Source organism: Novosphingobium sediminis, assembly GCF_007991615.1.
In the GTDB taxonomy this organism is placed as follows: domain Bacteria; phylum Pseudomonadota; class Alphaproteobacteria; order Sphingomonadales; family Sphingomonadaceae; genus Novosphingobium; species Novosphingobium sediminis.
This window is the reverse complement of sequence record NZ_BJYR01000022.1, coordinates 39,271-52,588: the sequence shown is the minus strand read 5'-3', so window position 1 is coordinate 52,588 and position 13,318 is coordinate 39,271. Positions and strand designations below refer to the sequence as shown.

The 13,318-nt window shown below is 65.8% G+C and carries 11 protein-coding genes; 4 read left to right on the top strand and 7 right to left on the bottom strand.

Going from position 1 to position 13,318, the window contains the following annotated elements; translation table 11 throughout:
- The first annotated feature begins 153 nt into the window (after positions 1-153).
- Positions 154-1,092 (top strand): phenylalanine 4-monooxygenase, encoded by a 939-nt coding sequence (gene phhA, locus NSE01_RS16695; protein ID WP_147160782.1) that lies wholly within the window; start codon positions 154-156, stop codon positions 1,090-1,092.
- 43 nt (positions 1,093-1,135) lie between these two features.
- On the opposite strand, the gene NSE01_RS16690 is transcribed toward phhA, so the two are convergent.
- The 3 genes from NSE01_RS16690 to NSE01_RS16680 form a co-directional block, all read right to left on the bottom strand.
- Positions 1,136-1,948 (bottom strand): undecaprenyl-diphosphate phosphatase, encoded by an 813-nt coding sequence (locus tag NSE01_RS16690; protein WP_147160781.1) that lies wholly within the window; start codon positions 1,946-1,948, stop codon positions 1,136-1,138.
- Positions 1,949-2,128: 180 nt separating this feature from the next.
- Complete coding sequence (locus NSE01_RS16685) at positions 2,129-4,261, bottom strand: M13 family metallopeptidase (protein ID WP_147160780.1); 2,133 nt, start codon at positions 4,259-4,261, stop codon at positions 2,129-2,131.
- Between the two features lie 102 nt (positions 4,262-4,363).
- On the bottom strand, positions 4,364-6,178 hold the full coding sequence (locus NSE01_RS16680; protein WP_371863225.1) for an ABC transporter transmembrane domain-containing protein: 1,815 nt from the start codon (positions 6,176-6,178) through the stop codon (positions 4,364-4,366).
- Positions 6,179-6,337: 159 nt separating this feature from the next.
- Here NSE01_RS16680 and NSE01_RS16675 point away from each other — a divergent pair, with 159 nt between their 5' ends.
- Positions 6,338-7,585, top strand: coding sequence for a polyhydroxyalkanoate depolymerase (locus tag NSE01_RS16675; protein ID WP_147160826.1), 1,248 nt, complete (start codon positions 6,338-6,340; stop codon positions 7,583-7,585).
- 269 nt (positions 7,586-7,854) lie between these two features.
- Entirely contained in the window at positions 7,855-8,787 is a 933-nt protein-coding gene (locus NSE01_RS16670) for a glycosyltransferase family 2 protein (RefSeq protein ID WP_170233879.1), read from the top strand.
- Here NSE01_RS16670 and NSE01_RS16665 read toward each other — a convergent pair.
- The 4 genes from NSE01_RS16665 to NSE01_RS21355 form a co-directional block, all read right to left on the bottom strand.
- Positions 8,756-9,205, bottom strand: coding sequence for a MaoC family dehydratase (locus NSE01_RS16665; protein ID WP_147160825.1), 450 nt, complete (start codon positions 9,203-9,205; stop codon positions 8,756-8,758). The genes NSE01_RS16670 and NSE01_RS16665 overlap by 32 nt on opposite strands.
- 82 nt (positions 9,206-9,287) lie before the next feature.
- Positions 9,288-10,382: an acyltransferase family protein gene (locus NSE01_RS16660; protein ID WP_147160778.1), complete on the bottom strand. Its 1,095-nt coding sequence runs from the start codon at positions 10,380-10,382 to the stop codon at positions 9,288-9,290.
- Complete coding sequence (locus NSE01_RS16655; RefSeq protein ID WP_147160777.1) at positions 10,379-11,785, bottom strand: putative O-glycosylation ligase, exosortase A system-associated; 1,407 nt, start codon at positions 11,783-11,785, stop codon at positions 10,379-10,381. The genes NSE01_RS16660 and NSE01_RS16655 overlap by 4 nt, the downstream gene beginning before the upstream one ends.
- Positions 11,778-11,951, bottom strand: coding sequence for a hypothetical protein (locus tag NSE01_RS21355; RefSeq protein ID WP_170233875.1), 174 nt, complete (start codon positions 11,949-11,951; stop codon positions 11,778-11,780). Before NSE01_RS21355 ends, NSE01_RS16655 begins: the two co-directional genes overlap by 8 nt.
- A 110-nt stretch (positions 11,952-12,061) precedes the next feature.
- Here NSE01_RS21355 and NSE01_RS16650 point away from each other — a divergent pair, with 110 nt between their 5' ends.
- Positions 12,062-13,294 carry a TIGR04063 family PEP-CTERM/XrtA system glycosyltransferase gene (locus tag NSE01_RS16650; protein ID WP_147160776.1) on the top strand — a complete coding sequence of 411 codons (1,233 nt, stop codon included), beginning with the start codon at positions 12,062-12,064 and terminating at the stop codon, positions 13,292-13,294.
- The last annotated feature ends 24 nt before the right edge of the window (positions 13,295-13,318 follow it).

Here is a 13,318-nt window from a genome sequence, read left to right as displayed (position 1 = left end):
GTAGTCTTTCCGACCCAGCTCGTCCTTGCGCTCAGCCTTGCTCACGCGGCCTCCTCTCGTTCTGCCGGGGCAGACTGTCGCACGCATGCCGCTTTGGCAATCGCCGCCCGTTGCAAGCGGTCACAGCAATCGCTAGAAGTTGCAATTGAAACCATGTCAGGCCTCATCGACCTTGCTGCCGATTTCACGCGGCTCCCCGATCTGCCTTCCGGCGTCTTCACCGCGCCGCTGCAGCGCCCGCCCCATGTGGGCGAGGATTGGCTCGAGCCGCGCCAGACCGAATACACCGCGGATGACCACCGCGTGTGGGACGATTTGTTCGCGCGCCAGATGCAAGTGCTCCCCGGCCGCGCCGCCAGCGCCTTCCTCAAGGGGCTCGACCGGCTTGATCTTGGGCGCGGCGGTGTGCCCGATTTCGCGCGCCTCTCATCCGAACTCGGCGCGCTGACGGGGTGGAGCGTCGTGCCGGTGCCGATGCTGATCCCCGATCACGTATTCTTCTGGCACCTCGCCAACCGCCGCTTTCCCGCCGGCAATTTCATCCGCCCGCGCGAACGCTTCGATTATATCGAGGAGCCGGATGTCTTCCACGATGTGTTCGGCCACGTGCCCATGCTCACCGATCCGGTCTTCGCCGATTACATGCAGGAATATGGCCGCGCCGGGTGGAAGGCCATGCGCTACAACCGGCTCAAGGCCTTGGGCTCGCTCTACTGGTATACGGTGGAATTCGGCCTAATCATGGAAGCGGACGGCCTCCGGGCCTATGGCGCCGGCATCCTCTCCGGCCCGGCCGAGGCGGTGTTTGCTCTCGAAGCGCAATCGCCCAACCGGATCTTCCTCCACGTCGACCGCGTGATGCGCACCGACTACGCGATCGACGATCTACAGCCGACCTACTTCGTGATCGAGAGCTTTGCCGATCTCTACCGGCAGACCGTGGAGCGCGATTTCGACCGGCTCTATCGCGGCTTGGGGGCCGGCTTCACCTATGCCGGCAGCGCGGTGATCGATGTCGACGATGTGCTCCACCGCGGCACGCTGGAATACCACTTGCGCGGCGGCCGCGGTTCAGGCGCGGCTCCGGTCTAGTATTTGTTTCGGACTAGCCGCACTCCGCGTCAGCGGAGCAAATCTACGTCCCAAGCAGCCACGCTAGCCCCGCCGCGCCAAGCACGATGCGGTAGGCGGCAAAGGGCGTGAAGCCGCGCTTGCTGACGTAGCCGATGAAGAACTTCACCACGATCAGCGAAACCACGAACGAAACCACCGATCCGATCGCGATTTCCTTCATGCCCACGGGGCCGCTGCTCGCCGCCAGCTCATGCCGGTGGTCCCACAGTTGCTTGGCGGTGGCGCCAAACATGGTCGGCACCGCAAGGAAAAAGCTGAATTCCGCCGCCGTCTTGCGGTTTTCGCCCATCACCAGCGCGCCCATGATCGTGGCGCCCGAGCGCGAGACGCCGGGGATCACTGCGATGCACTGCATCATGCCGATCTTGATGGCCTGCCCCAGCGGCATCTGCCCCACCGGCCGGTAGGTCTGGTGCGAAACCAGCCGCTCCACCGCGATGATCGCAAACCCGCCAAGGACGAGCGCGATGCAGACGACGACCGGGTTTTCGAGCAGCAGATCGATCCGCGACTTGAACAGCACGCCGACGATGGCCGCCGGGATGAACGCCGCAAGCACGTTGCGCACGAAGGCAATCGATTCGCGCGATCCGCGCAGCGCGCCGACCGCAACGTCCATGAAGGTGCGCCAGTAGAGCACCACCACTGCCATCACCGCCGGCAGCTGGATCACGACGTTGAACACTTCCCATGTCTTCGCGTCATAGCCGAACAGCTCTGAGGCGAGGATCAGGTGGCCGGTCGAGGAGACCGGGATGAACTCGGTAAGCCCTTCGACGATGCCGAGGAGGATGGCGGTGATGGTCGTATCCATGGCGCGCAGGGGTCGCCGCAGCGCAGCATTCTGTCAAGCGCGGACGCGGCTTAAACTTTTGTCATGTCGGGAAAGCCCACCCCCAGCCCCTCCCGCAAGCGGGAGGGGAGCCCGTAGCGCCGTCTTCTCCCCTCCCGCATGCGGGAGGGGTCGGGGGTGGGCAAGCGCCCAAACGCCACCTCACCAGATCCGCACGCGATCCTTCGGCGCGAGGTACAGCTTATCGCCCGGCTTCACGCTGAACGCCGCGTACCAGGGATCGAAATTGCGCACGACCGCGTTGACCCGCGCCACTGCCAGCGAGTGCGGATCTGTCTTGAGCAATTGCCGCGCCAGCTGCTCGCGGATCTTCTCGCGCCACGATTGTGCGTAGGAGAGGAAGAAGCGCTGGTCGCCGGTCAGGCCGTCGATCACCGCCGCAGGCTTGCCCTTCAAGGAGAGCTTGTACGCGGAATAAGCCATCGAAAGACCGGCAAGGTCGCCGATGTTCTCGCCCAGCGTCAGCTTGCCGTTGTGGCAGGTCTTGCCTTCGTCATAAGGGCAGACCTTGTCGTACTGCGCGGCAAGCTTGGCGCCCAGCGCGTCGAAGGTCTTGCGGTCTGCCTTGGTCCACCAGTCCTTGAGCGCGCCGGTCCCGTCATAGCGTGAGCCTTCGTCGTCGAAGCCGTGGCCGATCTCGTGGCCGATGGTCGCACCCACCGCGCCATAGTTCACCGCCGGATCGGCACCCGCGTTGAAATAGGGCGGCTGGAGGAAGGCGGCCGGGAACACGATCTCGTTCGCGGTTGGCTGATAATAGGCGTTCACCGTCTGCGGGGTCATCAGCCACTTGGTCTTGTCGACCGGCTTGCCCAGCTCATCCAGCATGTCCTGCCAGGCCCAGCGCGACGCTTCGATGGCATTGGCGAGCGGCTGGCCCGGCTTGATGTCCATCCCGGCATAGCTCTTGAACTTGTCCGGGTAGCCGATCTTCACGGTGAAGGCGTCAAGCTTGGCCAGCGCAGCCTTGCGCGTCGCGGGGCTCATCCACGCCAGCGTCTTCAGCTTGCCCCCCAGCGCGGCGCGCAGATTGCTGACCAGCGTGACCATCGCCGCCTTGCTCGAAGGCGGGAAGTGCTGCTCGACATAGGCCTTGCCGATCGCCTCGCCCATCTGGCCCTGCACGCTGGAAAGCGCGCGTTGCCAGCGCTGGCGGTCGCGCTCGCGGCCCTGCAGCGTCTTGCCATAGAACGCGAAGCGCGCGTCATCGATGTCGCTCGGCAGCACGGCGGCGTGGTCCATCAGGAAGTGCGCCGTGGTCCATGCCTGCAAGGTCGCGATGTCTTCCTCGCCCAGCAGCTTGATCAGCGCGGGCATGCCGCCGCCCAGCTTGGCGAGGTCGTCCTTGGTCAGCCCCAGCTTGGCAACCTTGTCCGGGCTGGGCGGGATCTCGCCCACGAACACCGATTGGGCCTTGTCCAGCCCCGAGCCATCGAGCAGCGCCGCCACCGGGAATGCGCCGCCCATCGCAACGAGGTCTGCGCGGCTGATGCGGTTGGTGGTGAGCAGCGGGTTGCGCTGCAGGGCCTTGTCCCAATCGAGCACCGCGATCTTGTGCTCGAACTCGTAGACCTTGGCCGCCATGCCCGCCGCATCGGCATAGCCGGCCTTGCCCAGCATGAAGGCCACGAGATCGCGGTACTTGCCCTGCAGCTCGCGGTTGCGCTCGTTGTCGACGAGGTAATAATCGCGGTCGGGCAGGCCAAGGCCGCCAAGGTCGCTGTAGACCGCATTGTCGCCGGGTTTTTCGGCATCGATCTGCACCGAGAAGCCTACTGGCGAGGGGTATCCGGGCGCGGCGAACAGCGCGGCGAGGTCTGCACGGGTTTTGGCCGCCTTGATCCGGTCGAGCCAGGGCTGCGCCGGGGCCATGCCTGCTGCGTCGATGGCGGGGCGGTCCAGAAAGGCGCGGTAGCTGTCGGCGATCCGCTGGCCATCGGTGCCCGGGGCCTGCGGCGTCGCGGCGAGGCCCTGAACGATGTCCTTGACCGCCTGTTCCGCGCCAAGCGTCAGGGCCAGCGCAACCCCGCTATAGGAATACTGCGGCGGGATCGTTTCAATGCGGTCCCACTTGCCGTTCACATAGGCGAAGAAGTCGTCACCCGGCTTCACGCCCTTGTCGATATCCGCGGGGTTCATCCCCCAGCCGCCGAAGGTCTGGATGCGATAGCCGTCGATTTCGGCGGGCTTGGCGGAATCAGCGCGGGCTGCCGTGGCAAAGGCGAGCGAAATCAGCGAGGCAGCGGTGATCGCGCCCTTTACGTGCTTCAGCATGGCTCAGAACGGTCCAATCGGTTGCAAATGTACCTATCTGGGACACTAGCCATCGCTCTGCGCTTGTCCAGCGCCCAGCAGTATTACCTTTTGGGCAGCTTGCTATGCTTCCGCGGTATCAAACTGCAGGCGGGCGAGCCGGGCATAGAGCCCGTCCTGCGCCGAAAGCACGGTGTGCGTGCCCTGTTCGACGATGCGGCCCTTGTCCATCACCACGATGCGGTCTGCCGCGCGCACGGTGGCGAGGCGGTGGGCAATGACCAGCGTGGTGCGCGCCTTCATCAGCCGGTCGAGCGCGTCCTGCACCAGTCGCTCGCTCTCGGCATCGAGCGCGCTGGTGGCTTCGTCGAGCAGCAGGATCGGTGCATCGCGCAGCAGCGCGCGGGCGATGGCGATGCGCTGGCGCTGCCCGCCCGAAAGCCGCGCGCCGTCCTCGCCAAGGAACGTGTCGAGGCCCTGCGGCAGCTCCTTGAGGAAGGTGGCCGCGTTGGCCGCTTCGGCTGCTTCCCAGATCTGGGCGTCGCTCGCGCTCCAGTTGCCATAGCGCAGGTTGTCGCGCGCGGAGGCGGCAAACAGCACGCCTTCCTGCGGAACCAGCGCCATGCGCGCGCGTACTTCGGCGGGGTCTGCCTGCGGCAGCGGCACGCCGTCGATGCGGACCATGCCGGCATGCGGATCGTAGAAACGCTCGGCGAGGAGGAAGAGCGTGGACTTGCCCGCGCCCGAAGGCCCGACGATCGCGACCGTCTCGCCCGGCTCGACCGCCAGTGAGAAATCCTCAAGCGCGGCAACTTCGGGGCGGCTGGGATAGCGGAACGAGACGTTCTGGAACGCGATCTGCCCGCGCGGCGGCTGCGGCAGGTGGAGCGGACGAGCCGGCGCGGTGATTTCCGGCTGTTCGAGCAGGAGTTCGTTGAGCCGTCCGGCCGCGCCCGCGCCGCGCAGAAGGTCGCCGTAGACCTCCGTCAGCGCACCGACGGCGCCCGCGACGATCCCGCCCGTCAGCACGAACGCGGCGATGGTGCCGCCGCTGATCGAGCCGTTGGAGACGGCCGTCGCGCCTTGCCACATCAGCACGGCAATTCCGCCGAACACCAGGAAGATCACGATCGCGGTCATCACGGAGCGGATAAAGATGCGGCGCTTGGCCGCGCCAAACGTGCGCTCGACAGCTTCGGAGAAGCGGCCTGCCTCGCGCTTTTCCTGTCCGAAGGCCTGCACGACCTTCATCGCGCCGAGCACTTCGCTGATCTGCACGCCGATATCGGCAACCCGGTCCTGACTTGAGCGCGATGCCGTGCGCAGCCGCGATCCGAAATAGACGATCGGCCCGACGACCACCGGAATGCCGACGAGCAGCCCGGCCGTCAGCGCCGGGGCCAGCGTGAACAGATAGATCAGCCCGCCCAGCGCGGTGATCGAATTGCGCAGCGCGATCGAACAGGTGGTGCCGACGACCTGCTCGATGATCGCGGTGTCCGACGTCATGCGCGAAGAGATTTCCTTCGGGCTGTTCGTCTCGAAAAAGCTCGGCGGCATGCGCAGCAGGTTGGCCTGCACCTTGAGCCGGATATCGGCGACGACTCGCTCGCCCAGCCATGACACGAAGTAGAACCGCACCGCCGTGCCGATGCCCAGGATCACCACCACGACCAGCAGCCAGCGGAACGAACTGTTGATCGTATCGGCATTGGCGCCCTTGCCGAACGCCTTGTCGATGATCGACTTGAAGCTGGCCGGAACCGCGATGGTCGCGCCGGAGGTGATGAGCAGCGCGGTGACCGCGATGGCAACCTCGCCGGGGTAGGACGCGGCTTGGCGCAGCAACATGCGCAGCGGGCTCAGCGTGCGTGCGGGGCGGGGGGCAGCTTCGGCAGCCGGTGCTACGGGTCCGGAGTTTTCAGGTGTGGCGTCCATCGCCTCCGCCCTAGCCCATGCGCGCAGGGGCCGAAAGGGGGCAGCGGGGCAATCGCTTTCGCCCGGGGGCAATGGTGCGTTGCACAAGGCGCGGATGTGCGGCACACTGGGGCTAATCGGAGCGGTCTACGGCTCCGCAACAATACAAAGGTGTTCGCAGTGCTCTACAAGGCTTACGAGATTCAGCGCTCCATGCTGAACGCAGGCAGCGCTATGGCGTCGATGACCGCCGATATGTTGGCCGATCCGCGCAACCCGTGGGCTTCGTTCGGCGGGACGCAGATGATGGCTTCCGCGCTCGAAGTGTTCGCCCACGCCGCCGCCCCGCGCGGCAAGCCCGCCTTCGGCATCAAGATCATCCACGTTGATGGCACGCCGCATGCGGTGAACGAGACGGTGGAGATCCAGCAGGCGTTCGGCAACCTCCGGAAGTTCACCCACGAAGGCCTCCCCGCCGATGCGCCGCGCCTCCTCATCGTCGCGCCGATGAGCGGCCACTACGCCACGCTGCTGCGCGGCACGGTGGAACGCATGCTCGAACGCTGCGTTGTCTACATCACCGATTGGGCGGACGCGAAGTACGTTCCGCTGCATGAAGGCCGCTTCGATCTCGATGAATATATCGACTATATCATCGGCTACCTCGAGCACATCGGCCCCGGCGCGCACATGATGGCGGTGTGCCAGCCTTCCGTCCCGGCGCTCGCCGCTACCGGCGTGATGGCGGTGCGCGAGCATCCCTGCCGCCCGGTCACGCTCACCATGATGGGCGGCCCGATCGACACGCGCGAAAGCCCGACTGCGGTGAACGACCATGCGATCACCAAGCCTTTCGTGTGGTTCAAGCACAATGTGATCACCACCGTGCCCGCCAACTATCCGGGCGCCGGCCGGCAGGTCTATCCCGGCTTCGTCCAGCTCGCGAGCTTCATGTCGATGAACCTCGGCAGCCACATGAATGCCCACTACGGCCTGTTCAAGCACCTCGTGCAGGGCGACGGCGAAAGCGCGGACGCAACCAAGACGTTCTACGACGAGTACCGCGCGGTGTGCGACATGACCGCCGAGTTCTACCTCCAGACCGTCGACGTCGTGTTCCAGCAGCACCTCCTGCCCAAGGGCGAACTGGTCCACCGCGGCATCCTCGTCGATCTCGCCGCGATCAAGGACACCGCGATCCTGTGCATCGAGGGCGAGCGCGATGACATCTCGGGCATCGGCCAGACCAAGGCCGCGCTCAAGGTCACGCCGAACCTGCCGGAGAAGCTCAAGAAGTACCACCTCGCGCCAGAAGTCGGCCACTACGGCATCTTCAACGGCTCGCGCTGGCGCACCACCATCGCGCCCGTGGTGGAAGGCTGGATCCGCAGCAACAGCGCCGCGCGCAAGCTGAGCGTGGTGGCGTAGGGCGCTCACCACACCGCAAAGGTCTTCATTGCGAGCATAGCCAAGCAATCCGGAGCGCCGCGCACTGGTGCTCCGGGTTGCCTTGCGTCACACGCGATGACTGCGAGAGTCCTGTGCTGAATTGGCACGAACGGCCCTGAAAACGGTCTCAGCCGCGTCCTCCCCACCCCCGCGAAACAAAATGTCGCGCGCCGGCAAACCCTTCGCCGCGTCGCTGCGTCATGCACTGCTCGATGGAAATGTTACCTTGTAACATCGAGTGGGGTCTCATGCCCAAGACGGATGGCCGCCATGATGAGGACGGCGCATCGCACGCGCCGCAGCGGGCACCGCGCGTTAGCGTGGTGCTCCCGGTCCACAACGGTGCGGCCTATCTGGACGCCGCGATTGCATCGATCCTCGCGCAGACCTTCCGTGATTTCGAACTGATCTGCGTCGATGATGGCTCGACCGACGAAACGCCGCAGATCCTGCAGCGCCGTGCGCGCAGCGATCCGCGCATCCGCGTGATTACCAATTGCCCGAACAAGGGCCTGCCCGGCGCGCTAAACACCGGTTTTGCCGTTGCCCGCGGCGCGTTCCACACGTGGACGTCGGACGATAACATCGCGCGGCCTGAAATGCTTGCGCGGCTGGTCGCGGCGCTCGATGCCGATCCCGGAGTGGCGATTGCCTATGCCGATTTCAGCGTGATCGATGCCAGCGGTGCGGTGATCGGCTGCCAGAAGATGGGGCCGGCCTCCGACCTGCTGCTCGGCAACCGCATCGGGGCTGCCTTCCTCTACCGGGCCGCAGTGACCCGGGCGCTCTCCGGCTATGACGAGGCGTTGTTCGGCGTCGAGGACTACGACTTCTGGCTGCGGGCGGTGCGCCGCTTCTACTTTGTGAAGGTCGACGAGGATCTCTACCTCTACCGCCGCCACGAGGCGAGCCTGACCGACCGCCGCGCGCTGCGCATCCACCGGTTGGGTTCGCAGATCATACGCCGCGAACTTTCGCGCGTTCCCAGCCGAACGCTGCGCGCGCGGGCGCTTGTCGAACATGGCCTCGCAAGCCGCCTCGATCCGCGCCTCGATATGCTGGCGCGCGGGTTGCTTCTGTCACCGGGGCTGGCAAGGGGCCGGATCGTCCCGATCCTGCGCCACCTTGCCCATCACCTCGTGCGGGCGATCACACGAAGAACTGCGAAATCCACTCGGTAATCAGCGCGGGCTTGTCCTCGCCCTCGATCTCGACGGTGGTTTCCATCGTCTGCTGCCACTGGCCGGGGCGCTTTTCCTCCAGTTCCAGCAGCTTGAACACGCCGCGCACGCGCTTGCCGGATCGGACGGGGGCGAGGAAGCGCGTCTTGTTGCCGCCGTAGTTGACGCCCATCTTCACGCCTTCAGGGCGCGGGCAATCGCTTTCCGCCGTCAGCAGCGGGACGAGCGAGAGCGTCAGGAAGCCGTGCGCGATCGTCCCGCCGAAGGGGGTCAGCTTGGCCTTTTCCTCGTCGATATGGATGAACTGGAAATCGCCGGTCGCCTCGGCAAACTTGTTGATCCGCTCCTGCGTCACCTCGACCCATTCCGAGGTGCCGACCACTTGCCCGACCAGTTCCTTGATTGCGCTCGGCGCCATCGTCTTCATGCATCGACTCCCGCTGTAAATTTCTTGTCGCCTATCCATGACGACAAGTGGCGCGGCGTTCAACGGTCTCGTTTCAGCGCGAAAGGGCGGTGTTCGGGCTGCGGCGCGGCTGCATGGCATTGAGCGCGCGCTGGGCGGGCAGTTCCACCAGCGCATGCGAGAGGCCCGAGACGATGACGAGCAGCCCGAGGAACACCGCGAGCTTCCACAGGCCAAGCTGCAAGTCGGCGCCAACAAGGAACAGCTTGAACACGATGAACAGACCGAAGTGGCACAAGTACGTCGAATAGCTGACTTCGCCCAGCCAGTGCAGCGGGCCACTGGCGAGCCACCCAGCGATGCGGCCTTGCGCCAGCGCCATCGCCAGCAGGACCAGCAGCAGCATGAGCGGCACCCAGGCGGTTTCCGCCAGCGCCAGCCCAAGGCCGGCCGCACCCGTCATCACCGCGCCAGTGCCGCAGGCAAGGCCGATGCGCGGGGCCGAGGGCAGGGCTTGCCAATGCAGCCAGAGCCGGGCCGCGAATGTCCCGGCGGTGAATTCGATCAGGCAGCGCGGCAGCCCAAGCGAGGTGATCGCATCGCCAAGGCTGGCATGGCCTTGCGCGGCAAACAGCGCAAAGAGCCCGGCGAGGAGCAGGCCAAGGCCGGCGATCAGCGCTGCCGGGCCCATGGCGCGACGGCCTGCCACGGCGAGCAGCGGAAACAGCAGATAGGCCGCCATCTCGGTGCTGATCGACCAGGCCGGATGGTTCCACGCCAGCGCGCCGGTAAAGCCCCAGTTCTGCATCAGCACGACATGGAGCGGCAATTCGGCGAAGGGGTAGCCGGAATGATCGCGGCCAGTAACCGTGAGGAGCATGGCCAGCAGGATGAAGGCCATCAGCACCACCGCGTGAAGCGGCCAGATGCGTGCGATCCGGCGCCACCAGAAGTTCCCGATCACGCCCGGCTCGAAGCGGGCAAGGCGCGGGCCATACGTCAGCCAGAGCACGAAGCCCGAGAGCATGAAGAACAGATCGACCGCGAGGTAGCCCTTGGCGAGGAACGCGATCACCGGCGCGGGCAGCAGCGAAGTGAGCGACAGGCGGATATGGTAGAACACCACCAGCCACGCAGCGAGGCCGCGCAGTCCGGTCAGCGCTTCGAGCCGCAGGGGCTGTGCCGTCATCGGGCAAGGCTCCCTGGCAGGTTCGGGGCTTCGCCCGGCTCAGGCGTCTGCGCCGGTGCGGGGCGGGCCTTGCGGCGTTGCCATTCGGAGGGCGGCGCAAGGCGGCGGCTCACTTGCATGGCGAGTGCGATCTGGAGCCCGATCAGCATGAAGATGAACGGCTGGAACGCGATGCCGACGAACAGCGCGCCGAACAGGTAGACGCAGTGCCCCGATTGCAGCGCCAGCGCGAGCGAGCGGTCCGACCGGCTGTAGAGGTCGGTCCGGCGGCGCAGACGGCGCTGGATCAGTTCCAGCTGCAACAGGCCCGACAGGTGCAGGATCAGCCACAGGGCAAGGCCCGGATAGCCCTGTTCGCCCAGCATCTCGAAGTAGCCCGAGTGGTAGGCGCGCGCCTTTTCCTCGATCCGCTCGGTTTCGATCGCGGTGTTGTTGTCGCCCGCGTTCTCGGCCTTGATCGTGTCGTAGCTCACGCTGTTCTGGCGGTAGGCCTCGAAGCCGCCGCCGAAGGGATGCGTCTTGGCAAAGTCGATCGTCCACTTCCACACCGCCATGCGGGTCGAGGCGGATTGGTCGGACTTGTGGTTCTCGATCGTGTTCATCCGCTCGAGATAGCTTTGCGGCAACAAGGGCACGGCGGCCGTGCCGAACGCAGCGATGATCCCCATATACAGCAGCGGCCGCTTCACCGCGCGCATGGACAGCGCGATGAGGATGACAAGGCAGATCAGGCCGGTGCGGGTCTGGGTGCCGACCGGGATGAGGCTGCACGAAAATGCCAGCGCCAGCGCGAAGAGCGTGACGAGCTTGCCGGGACGGAAAATCGTGCCGTAGCGCGCCAGCCAGGCAATCAGCGGGATCGTGCCGACCGCCACCGTCGAGAGCGTGCTGCCTTCGTAGATGCCGGTATTGTCGTTCACCAGCAGCTTGAGCTGGCCATATCCGCCGCCGCCGAACACCGTCTTGATCCCGCCGCCGATCACGATCGTGCCGAGCGAGAGCACCATGACCAGCGCGAGCGCTTCGATGCGCAGGCGGGTGCGCACCGTCAGCGGCAGGAACAGCGCGAAGATCAGCGCCTTCCACACCCAGCCCCACTTTTCGAGCGCATCATCCGGGAAATCGGCGCTGCGCGTGGTCAGCCCGCAATAGATCAGCAGCAGCAGCAACACGAACTGGCGCGGCGAGAAGCGGATGCCGTTCTTGTCTTCCGCCACTGCCCACGCCGTCACCGCGCCGAGAAAGGCGATGAGGCTGATGGGGATCGATTGCAGGAAGCCCCAGCTCACCTTCTGCGGCGCAACGATGTCGATATAGGCGTAGGCCAGCACGAACACGAACGGCCGGCGGATTCCGGCCGCCAGAAATGCGGCGACAAAGGCGGTGAGGAAGAGGTTAAGCACGCGGCTTTCTCGCGAAGCCCGCCGGCTTCCAGGTCTCGGGCGGGGGCAGCGCCTCGCCAGTGTCGGTAATCACCGGATCCGTGTCGAGATCGTCGCGATGCAGCAGGCGCCAGACGGCTATTGCCATCAGCACATGTGGCAGCACCACGGTGAAGATATCGATCATGCGGTCATGCTCAGGCTGAAACTGCGGCCCACGATCGAACCGTCTCTGCCCCTGCTTTAGGCAAACTCGGTTGACGCGGCGTTAAGTCCTGCCGTGCCATGGCAAACGGCATGACCCGGGTCCTCCACATCCTCGATCATTCGTTGCCGCTGCAGAGCGGTTACACTTTCCGCACCCGCGCCATCCTCAAGGCGCAGGACGGGCTGGGCCATGCGGTGCGCGGCCTGACCGGATTGCGCCACACTGCTCCGCTGACCGGTGTCGAGCCTGAAATCCACGATGACCTCCCGTTCTACCGCACCCCGGGCAAGCCGTCCGGCCCGCCGGGGCTGTCCGAATGGCAGGAAATCGGCGCGATTGCCCGCCGGATCGAAGCTGCGGCGCGCGAATGGCGCCCGGAAGTCCTCCACGCCCACTCGCCTGCGCTTGGCGGGCTTGCCGCCGTGCGCGCCGGTCGCCGTCTCGGCCTGCCGGTGGTCTACGAGATCCGCGCGTTCTGGGAAGATGCGGCGGTCGGCAACGGCACCGGCAACGAAGGCTCGCTGCGCTACCGCCTGACCCGTGCGCTCGAGAACGAGGTGGTCCGCGGCGCGGAAGCAGTTGTCACCATCTGCGATGGGCTGCGCGGCGATCTCGTCGCGCGCGGGTTCCCGGCGGAAAAGATCACCGTCATGCCCAACGGCGTCGATCTCGCGCTGTTCGGCCAGCCGCTCGCGCGTGATGCGGATTTCGCCCGCAGCCTCGGCCTCGGCGATGGGCCGGTGATCGGGTTCCTCGGCAGCTTCTATCCCTACGAAGGGCTGGACGATCTCATCGCCGCGATGCCGATGATCCTTGCGCGCCAGCCCGATGCCCGCCTGCTGCTGGTTGGCGGCGGCCCGGCAGAGGCTGAGCTGCGCGCGGCTGCGGCGGCCTCCTCGGCGGCGCACGCGATCCATTTCATCGGCCGCGTTCCGCATCACGAGGTCGATCGCTACTACGCGCTGGTCGATGTCGTCTGCTACCCGCGCAAGGCGATGCGACTCACCGATCTCGTTACCCCGCTGAAGCCGCTGGAAGCGATGGCGCAGGGCAAGCTCGTCGCGGCAAGTTCGGTCGGCGGTCACCGTGAATTGATCGCGGACGGGATGACCGGCACGCTGTTTCCGCCCGATGATCCCGCCGGTCTGGCCGCCGCCATGGCGGATTTGCTGGAAGATCGCGAAATGTGGCCCGCCCGCCGCACTGTCGCTCGCGCCTTCGTCGAACGCGCTCATGACTGGTCACGTAACGCTGTCCGTTATGATTCCGTTTACCAAACACTGTTAACCCGAAAGCAAGCAATCTCCGGCTCCGCAGCCTGATTCAGGGCGCGGCCTTCCGGGGAC